Source organism: Pseudoduganella lutea, from assembly GCF_004209755.1.
GTDB classification, from domain to species: domain Bacteria; phylum Pseudomonadota; class Gammaproteobacteria; order Burkholderiales; family Burkholderiaceae_D; genus Rugamonas; species Rugamonas lutea.
Genome location: NZ_CP035913.1, coordinates 2296766 through 2317969 on the forward strand (window position 1 = coordinate 2296766; position 21204 = coordinate 2317969).

Annotated in this window: 20 protein-coding genes and 1 pseudogene; 6 read left to right on the top strand and 15 right to left on the bottom strand. The window is 61.2% G+C overall.

Going from position 1 to position 21204, the window contains the following annotated elements:
• Window positions 1-44: 44 nt before the first annotated feature.
• From EWM63_RS09680 to EWM63_RS09700, 5 genes are all read right to left on the bottom strand, one after another.
• Window positions 45-1574: a carboxylesterase/lipase family protein gene (locus EWM63_RS09680; protein WP_130186329.1), complete on the bottom strand. Its 1530-nt coding sequence runs from the start codon at window positions 1572-1574 to the stop codon at window positions 45-47.
• 131 nt (window positions 1575-1705) lie between these two features.
• Window positions 1706-2659 (bottom strand): MYG1 family protein, encoded by a 954-nt coding sequence (locus EWM63_RS09685; RefSeq protein WP_130186330.1) that lies wholly within the window; start codon window positions 2657-2659, stop codon window positions 1706-1708.
• A gap of 108 nt (window positions 2660-2767) precedes the next feature.
• On the bottom strand, window positions 2768-3196 hold the full coding sequence (locus tag EWM63_RS09690; RefSeq protein ID WP_130186331.1) for a YgiW/YdeI family stress tolerance OB fold protein: 429 nt from the start codon (window positions 3194-3196) through the stop codon (window positions 2768-2770).
• Window positions 3197-3277: 81 nt separating this feature from the next.
• Complete coding sequence (locus tag EWM63_RS09695) at window positions 3278-4633, bottom strand: ATP-binding protein (protein ID WP_130186332.1); 1356 nt, start codon at window positions 4631-4633, stop codon at window positions 3278-3280.
• A complete protein-coding gene (locus EWM63_RS09700) occupies window positions 4623-5288 on the bottom strand; it encodes a response regulator transcription factor (RefSeq protein WP_130186333.1) in 666 nt (221 codons plus the stop codon). Before EWM63_RS09700 ends, EWM63_RS09695 begins: the two co-directional genes overlap by 11 nt.
• Before the next feature lie 328 nt (window positions 5289-5616).
• Here EWM63_RS09700 and EWM63_RS09705 point away from each other — a divergent pair, with 328 nt between their 5' ends.
• The 3 genes from EWM63_RS09705 (at window position 5617) to EWM63_RS09715 (ending at window position 8638) form a co-directional block, all read left to right on the top strand.
• The gene (locus EWM63_RS09705; protein WP_130186334.1) at window positions 5617-6387 is read left to right on the top strand and encodes an aldolase/citrate lyase family protein; all 771 of its coding nucleotides are present in this window, start codon (window positions 5617-5619) and stop codon (window positions 6385-6387) included.
• A 71-nt stretch (window positions 6388-6458) separates the two neighbouring features.
• Window positions 6459-7355, top strand: coding sequence for a 2-hydroxy-3-oxopropionate reductase (gene glxR / locus EWM63_RS09710; RefSeq protein WP_130186335.1), 897 nt, complete (start codon window positions 6459-6461; stop codon window positions 7353-7355).
• Window positions 7352-8638, top strand: coding sequence for a glycerate kinase type-2 family protein (locus EWM63_RS09715; RefSeq protein WP_130186336.1), 1287 nt, complete (start codon window positions 7352-7354; stop codon window positions 8636-8638). The genes glxR and EWM63_RS09715 overlap by 4 nt, the downstream gene beginning before the upstream one ends.
• 3 nt (window positions 8639-8641) lie before the next feature.
• On the opposite strand, the gene EWM63_RS09720 is transcribed toward EWM63_RS09715, so the two are convergent.
• Both EWM63_RS09720 and EWM63_RS09725 read right to left on the bottom strand, forming a co-directional pair.
• A complete protein-coding gene (locus tag EWM63_RS09720) occupies window positions 8642-9955 on the bottom strand; it encodes a GGDEF domain-containing protein (RefSeq protein ID WP_130186337.1) in 1314 nt (437 codons plus the stop codon).
• A gap of 90 nt (window positions 9956-10045) precedes the next feature.
• Window positions 10046-10255, bottom strand: a complete 210-nt coding sequence (locus EWM63_RS09725) for a hypervirulence associated TUDOR domain-containing protein (protein ID WP_130186338.1) — start codon at window positions 10253-10255, stop codon at window positions 10046-10048.
• A gap of 153 nt (window positions 10256-10408) precedes the next feature.
• On the opposite strand from EWM63_RS09725, the gene uvsE reads away from it, so the two are divergent.
• Window positions 10409-11296, top strand: a complete 888-nt coding sequence (gene uvsE, locus EWM63_RS09730) for a UV DNA damage repair endonuclease UvsE (RefSeq protein ID WP_130186339.1) — start codon at window positions 10409-10411, stop codon at window positions 11294-11296.
• 17 nt (window positions 11297-11313) lie between these two features.
• On the opposite strand, the gene EWM63_RS32025 is transcribed toward uvsE, so the two are convergent.
• The 3 genes from EWM63_RS32025 to pepN form a co-directional block, all read right to left on the bottom strand.
• A complete protein-coding gene (locus EWM63_RS32025) occupies window positions 11314-11622 on the bottom strand; it encodes a hypothetical protein (RefSeq protein ID WP_207221387.1) in 309 nt (102 codons plus the stop codon).
• Between the two features lie 137 nt (window positions 11623-11759).
• Window positions 11760-12941, bottom strand: a complete 1182-nt coding sequence (locus EWM63_RS09740) for a hypothetical protein (protein WP_130186340.1) — start codon at window positions 12939-12941, stop codon at window positions 11760-11762.
• A 337-nt stretch (window positions 12942-13278) separates the two neighbouring features.
• Window positions 13279-15942 (bottom strand): aminopeptidase N, encoded by a 2664-nt coding sequence (gene pepN / locus EWM63_RS09745; RefSeq protein WP_130186341.1) that lies wholly within the window; start codon window positions 15940-15942, stop codon window positions 13279-13281.
• 97 nt (window positions 15943-16039) lie between these two features.
• On the opposite strand from pepN, the gene EWM63_RS09750 reads away from it, so the two are divergent.
• A complete protein-coding gene (locus tag EWM63_RS09750) occupies window positions 16040-16495 on the top strand; it encodes a GNAT family N-acetyltransferase (protein WP_130186342.1) in 456 nt (151 codons plus the stop codon).
• The gene (locus EWM63_RS09755; RefSeq protein WP_130186343.1) at window positions 16492-16866 is read left to right on the top strand and encodes a nucleotide pyrophosphohydrolase; all 375 of its coding nucleotides are present in this window, start codon (window positions 16492-16494) and stop codon (window positions 16864-16866) included. The genes EWM63_RS09750 and EWM63_RS09755 overlap by 4 nt, the downstream gene beginning before the upstream one ends.
• Before the next feature lie 57 nt (window positions 16867-16923).
• Here EWM63_RS09755 and EWM63_RS09760 read toward each other — a convergent pair whose 3' ends face one another.
• From EWM63_RS09760 to EWM63_RS32325, 5 genes and pseudogenes are all read right to left on the bottom strand, one after another.
• Window positions 16924-17178 carry a PAAR domain-containing protein gene (locus tag EWM63_RS09760; RefSeq protein WP_130186344.1) on the bottom strand — a complete coding sequence of 85 codons (255 nt, stop codon included), beginning with the start codon at window positions 17176-17178 and terminating at the stop codon, window positions 16924-16926.
• The gene (locus EWM63_RS31730; protein ID WP_229487835.1) at window positions 17175-18326 is read right to left on the bottom strand and encodes a T6SS immunity protein Tli4 family protein; all 1152 of its coding nucleotides are present in this window, start codon (window positions 18324-18326) and stop codon (window positions 17175-17177) included. Before EWM63_RS31730 ends, EWM63_RS09760 begins: the two co-directional genes overlap by 4 nt.
• Window positions 18317-20170, bottom strand: coding sequence for an esterase/lipase family protein (locus EWM63_RS09770; RefSeq protein ID WP_130186345.1), 1854 nt, complete (start codon window positions 20168-20170; stop codon window positions 18317-18319). The genes EWM63_RS31730 and EWM63_RS09770 overlap by 10 nt, the downstream gene beginning before the upstream one ends.
• A complete protein-coding gene (locus tag EWM63_RS32320; RefSeq protein ID WP_229487940.1) occupies window positions 20167-20985 on the bottom strand; it encodes a DUF2345 domain-containing protein in 819 nt (272 codons plus the stop codon). The genes EWM63_RS09770 and EWM63_RS32320 overlap by 4 nt, the downstream gene beginning before the upstream one ends.
• Window positions 20986-21177 (bottom strand): annotated as a pseudogene (locus EWM63_RS32325) (type VI secretion system Vgr family protein); the annotation flags it as partial.
• Window positions 21178-21204: the final 27 nt, after the last annotated feature.

Below are 21204 nucleotides of genomic sequence, written 5' to 3' on the forward strand. Positions count from 1 at the left end.
CGGCAGGCTGACCGACAATCCATCGATGCCGCCCAACCCCAGGATCAGGGTTCGCGCCGCGAAAAAAGCGAAAAGTCCGGCAGGGCCACGTTTCCACTACCGCCAATGCGCAATATCGTTTCGTTGCCACCATCGAACGCCGGCCACGCCGGCAAACCATCCCCCTCCGGCTTGCCTATCCGGGCAAACGCCACCCACGTCCTGGCCAGCCGCGTCGCCAGTTGCCGGTCGGCCGCCGTCCACGCACGCGCATCGAGATGCAGATTGTCGAACACGTACTGGATTTCCGCGCCGTGCCCTGCCCCGCAGCCATAACCGCAGGGCGTTGCCGGCTCCGCGGGGCGGTGGGCGAAGAAGTACGCATACGAAGGCGAGCGGCCGTGCTTCGCCTGCAGCCCCGCCCAGTGCACCATGCGCCAGCCCCACCAGTCGTTGGTCAGCCGGTCGATCGATGCCCGGGCCTGCGCATCGGTGGTGCCGGGATAGGCGGCCAGCACGGCGGCCGGCGGGGCGTGGCCCAGTAGCTTCGTCACCAGCTCGCGATGACTGGCGGCGGTGAACTTGTCCGTGCCGAGGATTTCCGGTGCCAGATCCTTGCCCTCCTCGGCGTTCCAGCCGACCAGCAGCGGCACGTCGTTCTGGCGCTGTGCGCGGTAGGTCGTCGTGAGGTCTTCTCGCAGCAGGTGGCCGTCGACGAACGTGCGCGGAAGCCAGGCCGGCTTCAGCAACGCTTCGGCGCTCATCGCGCGCAGGCCGGCCAGGCTGTTCGCGCCGGCGGCCATGGCGAACGCCGCGCCCTTGGCCTCGGCGGCGGCAAGGTTGTCGAAGCGGTGGTTTTCGCCCGCCTCCATCGGCAGGCCGTCGTTGCCGCTCTGGGCAATGGCGCGCTGGAACAGCCCGTTTGCCAGTGGCGATGCAACGAGGATCGCGACCGATTCGCCGCCCGCCGATTCACCCATGATCGTCACGCGTCCAGGGTCGCCACCGAAGGCGGCGATATTGTCCTTTACCCAGCGCAGCGCGGCGACCTGGTCGAGGATGCCCTGGTTGCCGGATGCGCGGGCCGGCGATTCCGCCGTCAGTTCAGGATGCGCGAAGAAGCCGAGGATGCCGAGCCGGTAATTGACCGTGACGACGACGGCGCCGTGTTTCGCCAGGTTGCCGCCGTCATACAGGGGCTGCGCGGCCGTGCCGCCGTAGAACCCGCCGCCATGCAGCCAGACAAGGACCGGCAGCTTTTCCGCGCGGTCGGGCGCCCACACGTTCAGGTACAGGCAATCTTCGCTTTTCGGGTGCGTGATCCACGCCGCGGCCTGGGCGCAGGCGGCGGAAAAGCTGCGCGTTTGCCGGGTGCCCTGCCATGGCACGACAGGTTGCGGGGCGCGCCAGCGCAGATTGCCGACGGGAGGTGCCGCGAAAGGAATACCCAGCCACGAGCGCATCGCGCCGGCTTGCGAACCGGCGATCTCGCCGCCAGTAACTTGCACCAGGGCCGCCGGTTGCGCGGCATGGGCTGCGGTGGACGAAAGAATTGCCAGGCATGCCGCGGCCAGCGGGATCGCGCGAGATCGCATCGGGATCGTTCCTCCATGTGAACTTCGCCGGCGGATGCGCGGCGGTGAAGAATGCTACCCCGCTTTATTTATCGGCAATAGAACAAATTCGGCGACTTTCGATGTGGTGTTCCAGCGGCCGGGCCAAAGCCCTATCGGTCGCCGCTATCGACCGCTTCCAGTGCCAGCAGCGCCATCGCATGCGCGCCTTCGAACGACCTGGCGGCGGCGATGAAGCGGCCGTTGTGGCAGAACGTGGCATCGGGCACGCCCGTGACGGCCGCCAGCTCGGCATCGCGCAGACCCGCCCACGGCGCCGGCAGGTCGGCCCTCGCCGTGAAGTTTTCCGGGCTGACCGGCACGGTGTGCAGCATGTAGCGGTTCTCGGCGATGCTGTGGCTGAGGACGAACAGCACCTTCGGCATTTCCTTGCGCACCACCTGGGTCCAGGGCAGCGCGCTGTTGCGCAGGAAGAGCAGCCGGCCGTTTTCCAGCACTTCCGAATCACGCACCTGGTCCAGCGCAAGCAAGGCGCCGACGCGGTACTTGACGGCGTTGACGAGGATATCGGTCAGCAGGGCCATCGCGCGCCGGAACTGTTCCAGCCGGTAGTCATCCGCCGCGCCGTCGTAGCCCAGCCTTTGCTCGTCGAGCCAGTTCGGATTGAAGCCGGAGATCACCGCCGAGAGCCCGTAGCCGCCCGGCGCGTTCTTCGCCGCGCCGACATCGGAGAGGTCGAGGTATTGCACGATGTCGGCATCGATCGCATAAGCGATCTCGCGCGCGGTATTGTCCGGCAGGCGATGCCCCATATGGGTACTTGCCAGCGCGCTTACGCAACGGGCGCCATATTCGCGCCACACCAGGCCCGCACTCGCGTAGGGCACGCCGCTTTGCCGGGCCCCGTCGAAACCTTTCTGGTGGTGATCGAAGCGCCCCGTGGCCGGGTGCCAGATGCCGCCGACATCGACCGCGAAGTCGGCCGCCTCGATGACGGCCGGGTCGCGCGTGCGGATCAGTTCCGAATCCGGGAACAGGACAAAGAGGACGGCGGTGGCCCACGCGTCGTCCGCGTGGAATTTGCCGTTGTGGGTGACGATCACCATGGATATCTCCGGTAGCGTGGCCGCACCGGTGCGGCCTTTCCTGGAATGATACCGGGTCGGCGCTCCTGCCCGTGCCGGGCAGGGGCATGGCCGCTTATTTGCCGACGCTTATTTGCCGACGACTTTCAGCTGGTCGACGTCGAGCTTCGATTCGCCGATCAGGTCCTTGTCGAACTCGCCGTACAGTTCCACCTCGGTGGTGTGGTCGACCTTCACGCCGGCCGGGAAGCGCTTGTCGTCGATTTCCACGATGATCTTGCCGCTGGCGTCGGCGAACTCGTATTCCTCGTCGCCCTTGTGGCTCAGCAGCTTGCCTTTCAGGCGCACTTTCTGGTCGTCCTTGCCGTTGGCGAGCAAGTCCTTCGCCGTCATCAGCGGCACGCTCGATGGGCCGGTGTAGCCACCCGGCGCAGCCTTGGCGGTGGCGGCAGGTGCCGCGGCGGCGGACGGGCCGGAATAGCCGCCCGTCTGGGCAACGGCGACAGCCGAAGCTGCGAGTACGGCGGTCATGCAGGACAGTTGGATGAAGCGTTTCATGGTGGATCCTCCGATTGGTTGATGGAGCCGCCGTTCTCGGCGGGCATGGACGCATTACACCGGGCGGACATGAACCGAATCTTAAGATGCCGGCAAATCCAACGTCGCACCCAGGCCCCGCCCATCCAGCCCCGGACCGAATGCCAGCGAACCGCCATGCAGCTCGGCGATCCGCCGCACGATCGACAGCCCCAGCCCGCTGCCGCCCTGCCCCTGGCCCAGTACGCGGAAGAAGCGTTCCGACAGGCGCTGGCGGCTGGCTTCATCGACGCCCGGGCCATCGTCGCGCACGGAAATGCGCGCATGCCCGCCGGTACGGGAGGCATCGACTTCGATCCGGCTGCCGTCCGGGCAATAGCGCAGCGCGTTGTCGACCAGGTTGCGCAGCGCGATCTCGATCATTTGCGGATTCGCCTCCAGCGCCTCCAGCTCGCAGCGCACGGTGAGCGCGATATTGCGCCGTTGCGCTTCTTGCGCATGCGTGGCGCGCACCCGCTCCAGCAGCGGCGCCAGCGCCACGGGCTCGCGCACCAGCTGTTCGCGCGACAGCGGGTCCATGCGGGCCAGCGCGAGCAGGCTGTCCACCAGCGCCGTCACGCGGCCGATATCGTCGCGCAGCTTGCGAAACGGGCCGGCCAGGTCGGGGTGCTGGCGCTGCAGCAGTTGCACGTGCATGTGCAGGCCGGCCAGCGGCGTGCGCAGTTCATGCGCGGCATCGGCGGTAAAGCGCCGCTCGGCCTGCAGTGCCGCATCCAGCCGCGCCAGCACGCCATTCAGTGCCTGTACGATGGGCAGCAACTCGCGTGGCTGGCCGGCAAGCGGCACTTGCGCCAGGTCGTCCGGCGTCTTGGCGGCGATGGCCGACGCGGTGCGCCGCAACGGTTGCAGCACGCGGCCCGTGAGCAGCCAGCACACGAGCGCCAGTAAAGCGAGGAACCCCAGTACGGGCAGCCACAAATGGTCAGCCAGTTCTTCCAGGATGTCGTAGCGCTTGGAATGCTTCTGGCCGACCTGCACCTCGACATTGCGGGCCGTGTCGCGCACCACGAAGACGCGCCAGCGGCGTTCTTCCAGCGCCACGTCGGCAAAGCCGTCGTCGTCGTCGAAGCCGGCCACGAACGGCTGTGCCGGCGCGCCGCCGGTGCGCTGGATCACGCGGCCGGCAACGATGACCTGATATTGCATGTCCACCTTGCGGTCCTGCGCACTGCCGGGCCGCGCCGGCGCCAGCAGACCGCGCTCGTCCCAGTCGGTGGTGGCGGCCATCAGCATGTAGCCGGATTCCTCCAGCGCGTCGTCGAACACGTCATTGGTTTCCTGCCAGGCGATCACGGTGACGATGCCCAGGCTGGCCAGCCACAGCACGGTGCTGGCCGCAACGATCGCCGCCAGCAGGCGCCGGCGCAGTGACCATGGTTGCGTGGCTTCAGCTGCCATCGTTCTTCAGGCGGTAGCCGAGGCCCCGCACGGTCACGATGCTGTCGCTGCCCAGCTTCTTGCGCAGGTTGTAGATGTAGACCTCGATCGCATTGCTCTCCACTTCGTCGCCCCAGCCATACAGCGTTTCCTCGATCTGCGCGCGGGTGACGATGCTGTTCTTGCGCAGCAGCAGCGCATACAGCACGTGGTATTCGCGCGCCGTGAGCGCGACCGGCTGCCCGGCCAATGTGGCCTGCCGGCTTTCGAGGTTCAGGGCGATGTCGCCGTGGACCAGCGTGTTGCTGACCTGGTCGGCGCCGCGGCGCACGGCGGCCCGGATACGCGCCGACATCTCTTCGAGCTCGAACGGCTTGACGAGGTAATCGTCGGCTCCCAGGTCCAGCCCTTCCACCCGGTCCGCCAGCGCGTTGAAGGCGGTGATCAGGATCACCGGCATGCGGTTGCCTGCCGTGCGCAGGCTCGCCAGCAACGCATCGCCGGTCAGGCCGGGCAGGCCGCGGTCGAGCAGCACGCAATCGTAGCGGTGCGTCATCAGCGCAGTTTGCGCCGAATCGCCGCGCTGCACCCAGTCGACCGCGTGCTGGTCCATGCGCAGCCACGCCTGGATGGTGTCGCCAAGGGAAGTATCGTCTTCGACCAGCAGGATGCGCATGATGGGCAGGAAAGTAGGAGGCGTCGCGATTATGCCGAAAGTGCCCACTCTGCGGCGGTTTGGTGAAGCGGATCTTAAGGTGGAAAAAGCACACAAAAATCGCAGCCCGTTATTGAGCGAGATCAAATTATCGATAAAATAAGTTGTACGACGTCGTACAAATGCATGGTATCGTATGATTGATATTGCATTTCCGCACTACCGCATGCCACGCGACTTTTCGTTAGCCCTTGTTTATTAAGTATCTTATGTCTTATAGATGACTTTACACAACGACCAGCCAATACGGTAGTTGTATGATGTCATACCACATTTAATGGAGATGAACATGAATGTCCCTGTCAACCCGTTCAAGCAGGCGCTGCGCAATCGCCAGATGCAACTGGGGCTGTGGTCCGGCCTGTCGAGCCATGTGACCGTCGAGGTGCTGGCCAACGCCGGCTTCGACTGGCTGCTGATCGACACCGAGCATTCGCCCAACGAATTGCCGATGGTGCATTCGCAGTTGCAGGCGGTGGCGCGGGGTACCTCGCACCCGATCGTGCGGCCCACGTGGAACGACACCGTCGTCATCAAGCGGCTGCTCGACATCGGCGCGCAAACCCTGCTGATCCCGTTCGTGGAAAACGCGGATGAAGCGCGCAATGCCGTGGCGGCCACGCGTTATCCGCCGCTGGGCGTGCGCGGCTATGCCGCCGCGGCACGCGCCTCGGACTTCGGCCGCATCAAGGATTACCCGCACGCCTGCGAAGCGCAATTGTGCGTGCTGCTGCAGGTGGAAACGCCCACTGCCCTCGCCAACATCGAAGCCATCGCCGCGGTGGAGGGTGTCGATGGCATCTTCATCGGCCCGGGCGACCTGGCCGCCAGCATGGGCCATATCGGCCAGATCGGCCATCCCGACGTGGTGGCCGCGATCGACGACGCGCTGGCCCGCATCCGCGCCACCGGCGTGCCGGCCGGCATCCTGGCATCCGACGAGAAGCTGGCGCGCCGATGGATCGAGCAAGGCGTGGACTTCATCGCCGTCGGCAGCGATACGGGCCTGCTGGCACGCGGTGCCGAGCAGCTGGCTGCCAAATTCAGGAACGCCGCCTGATCAATCAATTTTGATCCATCAACCTTGACCTAGCAACTTTGACCAATCAATTTTCAACGAAGGAAAGCATCATGAGCAAAATCGGATTCATTGGCCTGGGAATCATGGGCACGCCAATGGCGGGCCACCTGCTGCGCGGCGGCCATGAACTGTTCGTGCACGACGTGAAGCCGATCCCGGCCGAACTGCTGGAAGCGGGCGCGCAAGCGCGCGGTTCGGGCCGCGAAGTGGCCGAGCAGGCCGAGATCGTGATCGTAATGGTGCCCGATACGCCGCACGTGGCCGCCGTGCTGTTCGACGAAGGCGGCGTGGCACAGGGCCTGTCGGCCGGCAAGGTAGTGGTCGACATGAGCTCGATCTCGCCGATCGAAACAAAGCAGTTCGCGGCCCGCATCAATGCCCTCGGCTGCGACTACCTCGATGCGCCGGTATCGGGCGGCGAAGTGGGTGCCCGCGCAGGCAGCCTGACGATCATGGTAGGCGGCACGCCCGAGGCATTTTCCAGGGTCAAGCCGCTGTTCGAACTGATGGGCAAGAACATTACGCTGGTGGGCGGCAATGGCGATGGCCAGACGACCAAGGTAGCCAACCAGATCATCGTGGCGCTGAACATCGAGGCGGTTGGCGAGGCGCTGCTGTTCGCGGCCCGCATGGGCGCCGATGCCGGCAAGGTGCGCGAGGCGCTGATGGGCGGCTTCGCCGCTTCCCGCGTGCTGGAAGTGCATGGTGACCGGATGGTCAAGCGCACCTTCGATCCGGGCTTCCGCATCGAGCTGCACCAGAAGGACCTGAACCTGGCGCTGGCCAGCGCTCGCCAGCTGGGTCTTTCGCTGCCGAACACCGCCACGGCGCAACAGCTGTTCAGCGCCTGTGCCGCCCACGGCGGCAAGGCCTGGGATCATTCGGCGCTGGTGCGCGCGCTGGAAACGATGGCCAATTTCCAGATCGGCGACACGGTACCGCAATGACCGGGCAGCCCCTGACACAAGGTCTCGAACCTCGCGCCTTGCTGCGCGCGATGTTCGATGCGGCGGTGGCGGCGGCGCAGCCGGCCCTTTGCCTGCCGCCGCACCTGCCCCCGCCACCCCGCGGGCGCACGCTGGTGATCGGCGCGGGCAAGGCATCCGCCGAAATGGCGCGCGTGCTGGAGCGGCACTGGCAGGGCGAGCTCACCGGCCTGGTCGTCACGCGTTACGGCTATGCCGTGCCGTGCGAGCGCATCGAGATCGTGGAAGCGGCGCACCCGGTGCCGGATGAGGCGGGGCTTGCCGCCGCGCAGCGCATGCTGGACTTCGTGGCCGATCTGACCGCCGACGACCTGGTGATCTGCCTGATTTCGGGCGGTGGCTCGGCGCTGCTGCCGCTGCCGGCCGAAGGGCTCACACTGGCCGACAAGCAGCGCCTGAACAGCGCGCTGCTGGCCAGCGGCGCCACGATCAGCGAGATGAACTGCGTGCGGCGCCACCTCTCAGGCATCAAGGGTGGCCGGCTGGCGGCGGCGTGCCACCCGGCGCGCGTGCTCACGCTGCTCATTTCAGACGTGCCGGGCGACGATCCGGTCGATATCGCCAGCGGCCCCACCTGCGCCGATGCAACCACCTGCGAGGATGCGCTGGCCGTGCTGCGGCGCCACGGCATCGACGTGCCGGCCCACGTGCGCGCCGTGCTGGAAAGCGGCCGTGGCGAATCCGTGAAGCCGGGCGACCCGCGCCTTGCGGGTAATGAAATCCGTTTTATCGCCACGCCGCAGATGGCACTGGAAGCCGCCGCCGCGGTGGCCGCCGAAGCGGGCGTGCCGGCGCACATCCTGGGTGATGGCATCGAGGGCGAGGCGCGCGAGGTGGGCATCGTGCTGGCGGGGATCACGCGGCAGGTGGCGTCGCGCGGCCAGCCGTTTGCGCCGCCGTGCATCCTGCTGTCCGGCGGTGAAACCACGGTCACGGTGCGCGGTACCGGGCGCGGTGGGCGCAACGTGGAATTCCTGCTGTCGCTCGCGCTGGCCCTGAACGGGCTCGAAGGCGTGCATGCCATGTCCTGCGATACCGACGGCGTGGACGGGCAGGAGGAAATCGCCGGCGCCTATGCCGGCCCCGCCACGCTGGAGCGCGCGCGCCGCTTGGGCATCCGCCCGCGCGACAGCCTGGCCAACAACGATGGTCACGGCTTTTTCGGCGCGCTGGACGATGCGGTGGTGTGCGGCCCCACGCTCACCAACGTCAACGATTTCCGGGCGATCTTCGTGGAAGGCTGACGCTTACCGGGCGGGCGCGATACGGATCTGGTTGCGCCCGGCCTGCTTTGCTTCGTAGAGCATGGCATCGGCACGCAGGAACAGCTCGTTGCCCGTCTTGTATTCCGGGTAGGCCGCCACGCCACCACTGAACGAGAAGTGGCGCACCGTGCCGGGCGTGACCTCGAACGGGATCGCGCCGAACGCCTGGCGCATCGCATCGAGCTTGCGCGCGCCCTCTTCGAGCGAACAGTCCCAGAACACGACAACGAATTCCTCGCCGCCGAAGCGGCTCAGCAAGTCGTGCTCGCCGACGTGCGACGATAGTGTGAGCGACAGTCGCTTGATGACGATGTCGCCGAAGTAGTGGCCCCACGTGTCGTTGATGGTCTTGAACTTGTCGATGTCGACGACACCCAGCGCCAGCGGCCGCCCTTCGCGGCCGGCGTTGCAGATCAGTTCCTGCGTTTTCTTTTGCAAGCCCACCTTGTTCAACAAACCGGTTGCGCGGTCCTTGCCGATCAGGTCCTTGCTGACGCGGATCTTGTTGGCGCGGTTGACCAGCTGCGCCGTGAGCAGTTCGCGGCTGATCAGCGGGATAATGCCGTCGAAGCCGCTGGCCAGCGCATTGCGGGTCAGGTCGACGTCGATGCGCCGCTGCAGCATCATGATCTCGCGCACCGGGTCGGCCTCGATGTTCTTTTTCAGTACACGCACGATCGCCTCGGTGCGTTCGTATTCCGCTTCGCCGATCATCACCATGTCCGGCTGCAGCTCCTTGACGCGCAGGTGCAGCGTATTGACGTCGTCATAGCGGATCAGCTCGACGCGCTGCTCCTGCAGCGCCGCCTCGTCGACGTGCGTGGCGTCGCCCAGGAACATGAGGCGCACCACGTCGCCACGCTTCTTTTGCACGAACAGGTTGAAGAGCTTGTCGACCAGCACGTCGTTGGCGATCGGCTTTTCCGCATAGGCCAGGCAATCGCTGTCCACCAGGCGCTGCTGCAGCAGGAAGCGGCCGCCCTGGCGCGCCGACTGCAGGTACACATAGCTGTGGCCACCCGGCAGCCGCGCCAGCAATTCGCTCAGCAGCAGCGTCTTGCGGGAGGACTGCATATCGGCCTGCATATTGTGCAGCGCATCGAGATCGATCACGAACAGGTTGTTGTCGCCGCTGGCCTCGACGGCCTGCGCGAACGCGCTGACTTCGCTGAAGAAAGCAATGTCGAAGTCGTATTTGTGCGCGTGCAGCAGCAACTCTGCCTTGTTGTCCTTGATGAAGAAGCTCTGCGTCAGCAGCAGTGCGCGGTTTTTGTAGAGCAGCGCCTCGGTGGCCATGTTCCGTTGTGTGCGTCGTGGTCGATAGGCATCACCTTACACAAGAACCGCCCACCTGGTCGCAAAAATCGGCCGCTTCACCCACAATTTTCAGGCTTTTTTCAGCGCGCTGCCTTTATGCGCCGCCTCGGCGCCGGTTTTGTCGCTGACAACGAGATACTCCGGGTTTTCCTTCGACGCTGCGACATGGTGGCCCTTGATGTCGGTGGGCGCAGTGAGTTTTTTCTTGATCGTTCCATGCACGGTGCCTTGCGATGATTGCCACTGCACCTTGTCGCCCGCCTTGAAGTCGTCTGCCATGATGAAATCCTCCAGTTTGCACAGGACAGGCATTTGACCATGGATTGTCACGGGTTTATCGCACGTTTCTCGCGCGTTACATGCTGCGGGGCGCCGTGCGGCGCGGCGGCCGGGCTAGAATCCGGGACTTCCGTCCACTTCCCATTCCCGGCCATGCCTCCACATCTGGGCCTCGTCTGCATCACCGTCTCGAATGCCGTACGCTATCGCATCGTCACGCGCAAGCGGCTGCTGGAACAGTCCTCCGATGGCCAGCGCAAGCTGCTCGACGACCTGTACCGCAGCAATATCCAGGTCCTGGACAACGCGCTGCGCTACTGCGAGCAGGAGAACATCCGGCTGTACCGCATGCCTTCCTCGCTGTTCCCGTTTTCGGACGAGGACATCGGCCGCGAAGTACTGGCGCCGTTCGCGGCAACGCTGGCGCGCACGGGTGCACGGGCCCTGGAACGGGGCATCCGGCTCGTGATGCACCCCGACCAGTTCGTGGTGCTCAGTTCCGATTCGGCCAGCGTGGTGGAGAACAGCATCAAGATCCTGCAGATGCATGCGGACATCATGGACTTGCTGGGGCAGCCGCGCACGCCATGGGCGCTGCTGGAAATCCACGGCGGCAAGGCCGACCGCGACGATACGCTGGTGGCGAACATCGCCCGCCTGCCGGACACGATCCGCTGCCGCCTGGGCCTGGAAAACGACGAATATGCATACAGCGCCAGCGAGATCCATGACATCTGCCTGCGCACCGGCGTGCCGATGGTGTTCGACGCCCACCACCACATCGTGCATGAAAAGCTCGACAGCTACGAGCACCCCAGCGTGGGCGAGATGCTGGACAAGGCGCGCACCACGTGGGCCGTGCCGGAGCACCAGCTGGTGCATATCTCGAACGGCCGCGCGTCGTTCAACGACCGGCAGCATTCGGACCTGATCACCACGATGCCCTCCGCGTATGCGCGCGCGCCGTGGATCGAGATCGAGGCGAAGTCGAAGGAAGACGCGATCAACGGCCTGGCCGGCTGGCGGGCCGCCGCCGGCTAACCGCGTTTCGTACTGCCTTACTCCTGGGGCTTCGCCGGCCCCTTGGCGGCGAGCCTGGCCACGGGCTTGGCCGGGCTCTTTGCTGCAGGCTTGGCCGCGGGTTTTGCAGCCCCTTTCGCCGCGGGCTTGGTGCTGGCGGCTTCGAACAGCGTCTTGGCATCCTTGTGCGCCTGGTCGACATTGCGCAGCTTGGCGCTTTTGTCGTGCGGTACAAAGAATTCCTTGTCCTGCGCGGCCATCACGATCTTGACGGCATCGTTCTCGGGTATATCGTACTTTTCGAAAATCAGCGTGGTGACTTCGTCCAGGTATTCTTCGTAGGTCATGAGGGGCTCCAGTGAAGGCGGCATTGTAGCGCGCCCCGGAGCCCTGCCGACTCTTGCCTAGAAGTAAATCACCTCCCCTTCCCGCCTTGCCTGCGCTTTCGAATAACTGACCCGGTGCGCCACCTTGCCATCGGGTGTCAGCAGCGTGATCTCGCCCCCTTGTTCGACAGCTGCATCGACCCGCGCGGCAGGTTCACCGTGACGGCGCCACGGGCGGGCACGGTGCCGAATTCATCGGGGACCGCAAGGCGTTTGCGGTTCGCATCGCGCAGCACGAAGCCGGCCAGCGACACATCCTGCGCGCCGCCGTTGGCCAGCATCACGCGCTCGCCGCCGGGATCGTCGCCCTGTGGATTGACCAGCGCGGCGAGGATGCGCAGCTTGCCGGGCTCAATCGGATCGGGCACGGGGACATCCGGCGGCGTCACGTCCGACGCGGGGCCCAGGTAGACGGGATAGAAGGTGCGGATGTGCTGGTTGTTCTCGCTGCGGAATACCTTCAGTTCGTAGCGCGCGCCATTGATGACGGCCTCCTTCGGCGCACGGGCACCGAGATGGGCGCGCACCGTGCCGAGCGCCATCAGGCCCTCCACGCTGCAGCCGACGAAGAAGCCGCCGGTGGGCTTCGTCAGCGGACGCAGCACCTTCGCATCGTAGTCCGGCGCCATCCATTTATACGAGATCGTGACGGATTCCGCGAACCGCTCCTGGCCATCCTTGTACTGGCCGCGCAGGTAGACGATGCGGTCGTCGTCCAGCCCCGGGAACGCGGCCCGGTTGCCCTCGCGCTGCACCATGCCATCGTCGAGGTAGTACTTGTACCAGAAGTGGTAGCCCTGCACCTTCGGCCCCTGCTGCTCGCCGACGAACACGTGCTCGAAGCCCGACAGTGCCGGATCGCCGCCGCCGCGGAACGTACGGAACCACATCTCCAGCAAGGTCGCATACCAGCGGGCGCTGCTGATGGAAGTGCCCGTGGCTTCCTCCAGGTACTGGCGGGCCACCAGCATTGGCGCGCTGTCGACCACCGCGTCGAGCAGGTCGTGGATCTCTTCGCGCTCCTCGGGTGTTTCGGCCTCGGCGTGCTGCTCATCCAGCGCATAGTTGTCGAACAGCGCCTGGGCCAGGTCATACGTGGTGCGTTTGTGCTGCGGGAGCGACAGGTCGAACAGGATGTTCGGGTCGCGCAGCGTTTCGGTCTTGGTCAGGACGCGGATGAAGCCGTGTTCTTCGTGCCCTGCCGCGTCGGACGTGGCCAGCAGGGGTTTGATGCCGTTGCCGGTCTGGTCCGCATTCCAGATTGCCTGGTAAATGTTCATTGCCTTCCCCTTTTCGGATGATCCCTTCCGCTGCCAGTGGGCGCTTGTTCATGGTTTGCAGCTGTAATACCCGCCGGTGGTGGAAGGGATGCAACAGGCGGGTGGAAGTGGTGGCGAATACCGTGTGTGGAATCGCTTGTGCATGCCACTGATGAAATGGTGACACCGGAAAATGACAGGCGTATGTGAACCCAAAAAATATATCGCCGCACGCGAAGCGGCGTCAATCGCCTGGGGCAGTAACTTGCAAATTTATAGTTCTTGACTTTGCGTGGCACAAAGCAGCCTCGCCAGTAAAAACGCCGGCTTGCGCCGGCGTTCTTTGATGCATGCCGCCTTAACCGAGCGGCACCGTCATGGCCTTGCGGATGGCCACGCAGCGTGCATCTTCCTGCTGCGTTTCCAGCAGCGCGCGGCGGGTGCCGGCGGCCAGGTCCTTGTACTGCGTGGCCGCCTCACCCAGCCGTTGCACGCTTTGCGGCGTGCACGTGGCCGGGATCATCGTGGCTCCGAAGCTGCGCATGTAGACGGGGCCTGCGGCCTTGTCCAGCTCCGGCAACTGCGTGAGCCGCTGGGCGGCGCTTTGCTCGCTGAGCGTGGTTTGCGCGGCCGGGTACAGGTTTTCCATCACCGTGCGGATGCGCGAGAACGGCAGGTCGGTGCGCAGGTCGGCGATCTTCGCCAGCCATTGGGCCTTTACGCCCGGATCGGGCCGCGCCACCTGCGCGGCCAGCGCGGCAGCCTGGCCGGAATCGGACTTGTCGCGCGCCGCCTCGGCAGCCAGCAGCTTGTCCGCGCCCGGGTAGTCCCGCTCGGAGAGTTGCTGGACGATGGCCCAGCGCACGTCCTGGTTGATCGTCACGCCCTTCGGCACGCCGCGGTTCTGCAGCAGGCCGGCAAGGCGGTCCAGTGCATGCTTGCTGCCGGCGAATTCCACGTAGGCGCCGAGCCAGCGACGGCGGAAGTTCTCGTCCTTGCCATCGGCGATGCCCTGCCACGCCATCTTCTCCAGCGCCTGCACCGTCTTGCCCGTGTAAGCGACATCGGGTGCCATCTTCTGCAGGTAGCCAACGCCCGCGCGCACATTGCCGAGCACATTGCCGAGCAGCGCGTAGTCGCTCTCGCGCGGTGCGTTGTTCAGCGCCGTTTGCATGAAGTCGTTGAGCGGCAGTTCGCCATCGCGCACGCCATCCCACATGCTTTGCCACAGCATGCCGCGCAGCAGTGGCTCATCCACCTTGCTGACGCTCGTGCGCGCCGTGCCGAACGAACGCGCATCCAGCTTCACCTTGGCATAGCCCCAGTCTTCGTAGTTCGGATAGACGAGATCCGGGCACGCCGCCCCCCGCAGCTCCGGCACTGGCGTGCTGGCGCCCTTGTAGGTGACGGCCAGCTTGCGGTCCAGGTCCAGCGCCTTGCCCTTGCTGCGGAATAGTGCCACCTGCACGCGCTGTTCGCGCAGCACCGGGTGCTCGGCCGGCGCGGTCTGCGCCAGGCTGAAGGCATCGATCTTGCCGCCCTTGCAGGTGTAGTTCGCGGTGACCGTGTTCACGCCGGGCTGGTACAGCCAATCCTGCGTCCACTGCGACAGGTCGCGGCCGGCCGCTTCGCCCAGGCTGCCGATGAAGTCATCGAGCTTGGCGTTCTGGAACTGGTACTTGACGAGGTAGTTGTGCACGCCCCGGCGGAACGTTTCCTCGCCCAGCAAATGACGCAGCTGCTTGAGCGTGGATGCGCCCTTCGAGTAGGTAATCGCATCGATGTTGTCGAACGCATTCGCCGTGGTGGCCACCGGCACCTCGATCGGGTGCGTGCCGAGCGACTGGTCCTGCCGGTAGGCGGCCGTCTTGCCCTGCGCGTAAAAATACTGCCAGGCGTTCTTGAATTCGGTGGATTCCGCGGTGCCCAGCGTGCCCATGAACGATGCGAAGCTTTCGTTCAGCCACAGGCCGTTCCACCATTTCATGGTGACGAGATCGCCGAACCACTGGTGCGCCATCTCGTGCATGATGACCGAGGCCAGCGAGTGGCGCTGGTCCGTCGTCATCTTGTCCTTGTGGAGGAAGCGGCCCTCGGCGAACGTGATCGCGCCGGCGTTTTCCATGGCCCCGTACAGGAAATCCGGCACGAGCAGCTGGTCGTATTTTTCGAACTGGTACGGGATGCCGAAGTAATCGTCGAAGAAGGCCAGGCCCTGCTTCGTGAACGTGAACCAGTCTTTCGGATCGACCTGCGCGGCCACGGACTGGCGCGCGAACAGGCGCATCGGATACTTGGCGCCGTTGTCTTCCCAGATCTTATATGGGCCGGCATGCAGTGAGAAGTTATACGGCGACAGCTTCTTCGACACGGGGAACGTCCAGCGCTTGCCGCCTTGCGCCTCCTCCACTTTCGATTCGCGCGTGGTGGACACGACCACCCAATCCGCCGGCGCGATGACGTTGACCTGGTAGGTGGCCTTCAGGTCCGGCTGGTCGAACAGCGCGAACATCTGCTGCGCGGCAGCGGGTTCGAAGTGCGAATAGGTATAGACGCGGCCATCGACGGGGTCGACCATGCGGTGCAGGCCCTCGCCATTCGTGCTGTGCAGGCGCTCGAAGCTGACGACGACGGTATTGCGGCCCTGCTTCAGGTCCGCCGCGGCGATGGTGAGAAACCAGTTATTGTATTGCGGCGTGACGGTCTTGCCGTTGACGGTCAGCGATTTGACGGTAGCCTTGTTCAGGTCGACCGTCAGCGGTGCCGAGGCATCCTTGAGATCGAAATTCACCGTGGTCGTGTTGGCGAAGGTTTCCTTGCCCGTGAGCGTGAAGTCGAGCTGGTAGGCGACGTTCGAGACGCGTGCGGAACGCGCTTCGGCGTCGGCTTGCGACAGCCATTCTTTTTCTGCGCGCGGCGCGCTCGCTGCCAGCACGGCAGGCGCGGCCAGCAGTAGGGAGGAACCAAGAAGGGTCGAGCCGAACGTCAAGGCGACAGCTTTTGATAGAAGCGGTTTCATCATTATCCTTGTGAGATGTCGTGCGCCCAGTCGACCACCGATCGGGCGGCGCGGGAATGATAACATCACCGTTTCCCTCAAAACACCGTCGAATTAATCCATGCAAGTCACCTTTGAAACCCCGGATCAGCCGGACGTGCACGCGCTGATCGCCGAACTGGATGATTACCTGTATTCGCTGTATCCGCCCGAGAATGTGTATGCGCTGGACATTGCTTCTTTACTCGCGCCGAACGTGGTGTTTGCCGTGGCGCGCGATCCTTCCTCTGGCTCGGCGCTGGGCTGCGCGGCTGTCGTGGTGACCCCGGAATATGGCGAGATCAAGCGGATGTATGTGCGGCCTGCGGCACGTGGGAAGGGTTTGGCGCGGCGGCTGATTTCCACGCTTGAAGAGGCAGCCGCTGCGCGCGGGTGCTCCGTGTTCATGCTGGAAACGGGGCCGACCATGCCGGAAGCCCTGGCCTTGTATGAACGCATGGGGTACCGGCATCGCGGGGCATTCGGGGATTATCCGGAGGATCCGTTGTCGGTATTCATGCAGAAGGAATTGGCGTGAGTTCTTCTCTTCCCTCTCCCTCGCTCGATACGTTGATCGAACTGCGCGAGCTTACACGGGCATTCGCTGCCGAGCGGGATTGGGAACAGTTTCATACGCCGAAGAATCTGGCCATGGCCTTGTCGGTCGAGGTGGCCGAGCTGGTGGAGCATTTTCAATGGCTGCGTACCGGTTCGCCTGATGAGCTCGATGAGCGCAAGCTGGAGGGGATTCGGCATGAGCTGGCCGATGTGCTTTTGTATCTGGTGCAGCTGGCTGATGCTACCGGGGTGGATTTGCGGGCGGCGGCGCTGGAGAAGGTGCGGCTGAATGGGGAGAAGTATCCAGCCGCTGTCGTGAAAGGCGATGCGCGGAAGTATGATGAGTATTGAAGTGATTTAGCTGCCGGTCCGTTGGGCTGGCTTGGACCGACAGGTTTTCAAACGTCTTCACAAGGATGCGATCAGCTTCGCACCGCATTCCGTTATATCGCCGTCGTATGCGTAGGGTTTGCCCTTGTGTCTAGCGCCCTTGCCGTCCGGCTTGATGGCGAAGCTCCCCTTGCACTGCGGGCAGAACGTCATATCTCCCTCCAGCGCGGCAGGCTTGCCCATCGCGATCGTGGTCGACGTGGCGGTCAATACCTGGCCGCCGTGATCGGTCTTGTCGCCAATGCGGATGACTCCTCGGCTTTCGTGCTTCATGGTTTTGCTCTTGCATCCGTTTTCGCGCCGGGCAGGAAGTAATAAGAGCCTTCCGGGGCACCTGGGACTTTGACGCGGAACTTCAGGCCAGCGAGCAGTCTGTCCCATAGTGCTACAGCTTGCTCGTCCGTGAGAGAAGCCTTGTCGGCCGCACCAACGGTGTTGTAGGCGACTTTGGTAAACATTTTTATACGATACTCGGATGGATTGGCGACGTCTTTTGGGTTTCCAACGAAAGCCCACTCAAAGTCATGCGTACCATCCTCGCGACGGAAGAGCGACTCCTCGCCTTGCCAATGCTGGACGGTTCGTTTTCCCTCCCGAAGAACCGTGCGAGAGGGATAATTGTCACCCTGGATTTCCTTTGCCTGCTTAATTCTCGCCAGTAAAGGCAGTCCATCACGTCTTGCCTTCTGAAAGTCTGATTGCGATAGATCTGCATAAGCGTCCTTGTTCGAACTTAAAGAAAATGTGACGTCCGGATATTCAGGAAAATGAATTCCAACTGCTATCATTTCCTGGTGCCCATAATTTGCTTCCGCGATAAATGCTTTTTCCAAGCAAAATCCGGGATCAGTAGGAATTTCTGAGGAAGCTAGCAATCTCAATTTTTCAGAAAGTCGAGCCTGTCGATCGATGACTAGTGCCTCGCTCTCACCTGATGACACCGCATCTCCGATGATGAAAGTAAATTCGCCTTTCGCAATAAAGGTATTAAATAACATTAAATTTCTTTTTTTAGTATATTTATCTGAGAAATAACGAATTTGCCAGCTATCGCTTACTGGGCCGATGCCACTATATTTCACTTCTGCCGAGTCGCTTTCTCTTGCAATACGCTCCATTTTTCTTGAAATTTTCATACTCATATCAACGAATCCGCCTGCAACCATCTCGATGTCATCTGGGAACCAAGCGCCTCCAACTATGATCTCAGCTTCGCTTGGAATTTCCATAGCATATCGACCAAAACAAGTTAGCTTACTCTTTCTGAATAAATCTCCCAACCATGCCTTTTTCAATGAATCGTTATTCATATAATTTCCCCTATGATCGTTATTTTGAAAAAAAATTAAAATAAAAATTGCAAGCAATAGCAGAATGCCAATCAATTTTATTGAAATATTTTTATTCATTTTCAGTTCCATTTCGCCGTTTTCGCGATTTGAACTATAGAGTAGAGAAGTGAGGCCTGCACCTCATTATCTGAATAACTGTTTTGATGTTCATACCCTTTACCTTCCACTCGTCCATGGACGAAATGATTCCCGGGCAGTTGTGAAGCCGACCTTTTTCCTGGAACAGTTTCATCACCTTCAGAATTCGGTTGAATCAATCGCAAAGTTAATTTGCGACCACCTGCCTGAACTGTTAGCGTACCAATTTTGTTATCATTCTCAAGCTTCCAAGCCTCAATTGGCGGTAAATTTTTCAAAAGCAATCCTTGCGGATCGGAATCTAATACTCTAAATATTACTTCTCCGTAGCATGGCCGCTCTACCGATGTGCAATAACTGGCAAAAGTTTTGGGATGAAAAGTATCTTTTATGGACTCAACAAAATTGAAGGCTCGCTCTAAGCGAGCTTGAGCATGTTCGATCCCTCCGCCTTTTGATTTGGGGACACGGGCTGGGTTGATCCAATCTGGATTAACAAGCCTCCACCAAGCTGCGTGTGGCTTGAGATATATGCTATCGAGCGCGGTATCGTTTTTACGAGGCCAACTCCACAATACTTCATTCTTCCAATTTACAACCTTAAGCCACTCTTTACCGTAAGCTTCACCTGGGAGTAATTCCAAAGGTCCAGAAGCATTCGCCAACACTGCTGTTGCGTGTTCCCCATCAACACCAAAAATACTTGCTCCAGTCTCTCCAAGCAATGCCCAGCTTTCTTGAAAACCGAAACGCATCCGTTTATATGTAGCTCCAGCACCTGTAGTGGGCATAGCACTATGATAAATCCCCAAAATCTTGAAAGATTTTTCGTTAATCAAATTTCCATATTCTGGGTGAAGCACTGCTCTCGCCAATATCCCGCCCATACTATGAGTAATGATAATTACCTCATCACAATTAAAATGTCGATTTCGATAACCATTCACTAACCCACGTATTCGTTCAGCTATTACCTTTGCTGACTCACCATTACTCTTCAAAAAATTGTAGCCCATAGCATGCACTGGGTACCAGCATGCGCCTATTTTTCGAATATCATCCGGATTCAATTCCTCGCCAGTAATTGCACCGAATTTGCTGGGCGGCTGCTGAAGAAGTGTGTTCATTACGTCGCGGTGCGGGACCCCAAGCAGTATTGTCCCATCAAAATGCTTGGGATTTTTTTGCCAACATGGATGAATATCATTATTAAGCAGAATATTATTCAAGAGAAATTCAATCTTTTTTAGCATATTTCCATAAGCGCCGCCGAACATGATCTCGCTCCAGCCACGCCAACGAGCAATTTGTGCCGGCTTGGTTTTCTTTCCTTCTGCAGAAGAACCAAGCACCAATGGAGGAATAGGACCCAGACCATCTGGAACATTAGAATGACGCTTATCGGACTCTTTTGTTTCCGTGCCATCTGGATCGAATCTCGCCTTATCTTCCGTGTAGTGATAGTAATCAATCTCGGTTTCATTAGGATCGAAGTTCAATTGTCGCTCAGAAGCTGTTGCCGATGAAAAAAATCCTCCACGCTTTCCACCAAACAGTATGCTAGCCCCTCCCCTGGCACTTGTTAGATCATCGGGACGCCAAGCCTTATTATCGGGCCGTTTCAATTCTTGCTGCCTCGTTTTTGTCATTCTTAAATTGCTGCCCATGATACCCGGCAAGAATATGATTGGGATTACCTTCTTGGGAGGAGCCTTAACGTCGTGCCTGATCTTATCGGGCACTTCAGTCATAAGCACTTGATACTCCGCCCACCCACCTACCCCTTGAGAAAACTGTCCTTGATAGTTACCACGCTCATTAATATTTTTAGTCATGGGAGTTCCCCTTTCCATCTAACCGTATAAGCTGTGATTTCTGTCGAGTTTTGCACCCCGGTACTTCCGCTTTCTGTACTGGCGCCTTTCAGAACTGCCCCATCCTCGCGAAAGATCTCATAATTAATCTTCGACGCTGGCGCCCCATCGGAATGTATAAAATTCACTTCTTGATCAAACTTGCACTGTCCGGGCCTTTCATTAAACGATTGCGATAGGCTTTTCGCAGCTAAAGTCTCAAGATTTCCATTAAAAAGCACCGGAGATGAGGTGAAAAATTCTACTTTCTCACCGATTTCCAGAACGTTATTAATCCCGTGGAGTCTTATTCCCTTTTTCCCACGAATTTCGACCCAATCTGTTTCGCTGAGTAACTTGAGAACTTTATTCGCAATGATCTCCACTTCATTACTCTGAGCTTCGACAGTGACTTTCCCGGCGGCAGCGATCAGCTTCATCCCAGCGTTATGAACAAATAATCGAAAGCTCTTCCCAACTGAGGCAAACAAGCTATCGACGCTCGCCATTGACAAGCTCTTCCCGCTACTGATAGCCGTGTGCCGTTCGCTGGCAATGTGCGTAGACGCTCCCGAAGCAAGCGCTATCCCTACGGGGCTCGACATCACCAAGTGCGGCTGCGCTAACCCACGACCTCCACCTTTCCGGTTTTGTTGGATGCCGGCGTTCTGTGCCTCCAGCTCTGCGGCCACTTCGTCTTGCTGTGATTTCTCTTGCGCGCCATAGTGTTGCGATAACGAAGCCAATTGTTCTTGTATCTCTGCAGCGCGCAATAATCGTTGTGTGGTCTCAGCCATTTCCGTAGTGGTACCAGCCGCGGCTACTCGAGCTTCTGTAGTAACCAGTAATCCCTGCGCGGCACGAACAGCGCCATGCCCATCCGAGCGCAACTCAAAGCCCTCACCCCTGGGCTCGCTATGTCCCTCATTCCCCTCCAGCCGATGTATCCGCCCCAACGACAACTGACTATCCAAATGATCACTCCGCAACTGCGCCTGAATCTCCCCTTGGTATCG

Excerpts from the sequence above, each read along its gene's own strand:
- pepN (WP_130186341.1), bottom strand. The coding sequence starts at position 15,942 with ATGATGAAACCGCTTCTATCAAAAGCTGTCGCCTTGACGTTCGGCTCG.
- EWM63_RS32025 (WP_207221387.1), bottom strand. The coding sequence starts at position 11,622 with ATGACCTACGAAGAATACCTGGACGAAGTCACCACGCTGATTTTCGAA.
- glxR (WP_130186335.1), top strand. The coding sequence starts at position 6,459 with ATGAGCAAAATCGGATTCATTGGCCTGGGAATCATGGGCACGCCAATG.
- EWM63_RS09695 (WP_130186332.1), bottom strand. The coding sequence starts at position 4,633 with ATGGCAGCTGAAGCCACGCAACCATGGTCACTGCGCCGGCGCCTGCTG.
- EWM63_RS09705 (WP_130186334.1), top strand. The coding sequence starts at position 5,617 with ATGAATGTCCCTGTCAACCCGTTCAAGCAGGCGCTGCGCAATCGCCAG.
- EWM63_RS09770 (WP_130186345.1), bottom strand. The coding sequence starts at position 20,170 with ATGACTAAAAATATTAATGAGCGTGGTAACTATCAAGGACAGTTTTCT.
- EWM63_RS09760 (WP_130186344.1), bottom strand. The coding sequence starts at position 17,178 with ATGAAGCACGAAAGCCGAGGAGTCATCCGCATTGGCGACAAGACCGAT.
- EWM63_RS09680 (WP_130186329.1), bottom strand. The coding sequence starts at position 1,574 with ATGCGATCTCGCGCGATCCCGCTGGCCGCGGCATGCCTGGCAATTCTT.
- EWM63_RS09750 (WP_130186342.1), top strand. The coding sequence starts at position 16,040 with ATGCAAGTCACCTTTGAAACCCCGGATCAGCCGGACGTGCACGCGCTG.
- EWM63_RS09715 (WP_130186336.1), top strand. The coding sequence starts at position 7,352 with ATGACCGGGCAGCCCCTGACACAAGGTCTCGAACCTCGCGCCTTGCTG.
- EWM63_RS09720 (WP_130186337.1), bottom strand. The coding sequence starts at position 9,955 with ATGGCCACCGAGGCGCTGCTCTACAAAAACCGCGCACTGCTGCTGACG.
- EWM63_RS09740 (WP_130186340.1), bottom strand. The coding sequence starts at position 12,941 with ATGAACATTTACCAGGCAATCTGGAATGCGGACCAGACCGGCAACGGC.
- EWM63_RS09685 (WP_130186330.1), bottom strand. The coding sequence starts at position 2,659 with ATGGTGATCGTCACCCACAACGGCAAATTCCACGCGGACGACGCGTGG.
- EWM63_RS31730 (WP_229487835.1), bottom strand. The coding sequence starts at position 18,326 with ATGGAACTGAAAATGAATAAAAATATTTCAATAAAATTGATTGGCATT.
- uvsE (WP_130186339.1), top strand. The coding sequence starts at position 10,409 with ATGCCTCCACATCTGGGCCTCGTCTGCATCACCGTCTCGAATGCCGTA.
- EWM63_RS09700 (WP_130186333.1), bottom strand. The coding sequence starts at position 5,288 with ATGCGCATCCTGCTGGTCGAAGACGATACTTCCCTTGGCGACACCATC.
- EWM63_RS09725 (WP_130186338.1), bottom strand. The coding sequence starts at position 10,255 with ATGGCAGACGACTTCAAGGCGGGCGACAAGGTGCAGTGGCAATCATCG.
- EWM63_RS32320 (WP_229487940.1), bottom strand. The coding sequence starts at position 20,985 with ATGGCTGAGACCACACAACGATTATTGCGCGCTGCAGAGATACAAGAA.
- EWM63_RS09690 (WP_130186331.1), bottom strand. The coding sequence starts at position 3,196 with ATGAAACGCTTCATCCAACTGTCCTGCATGACCGCCGTACTCGCAGCT.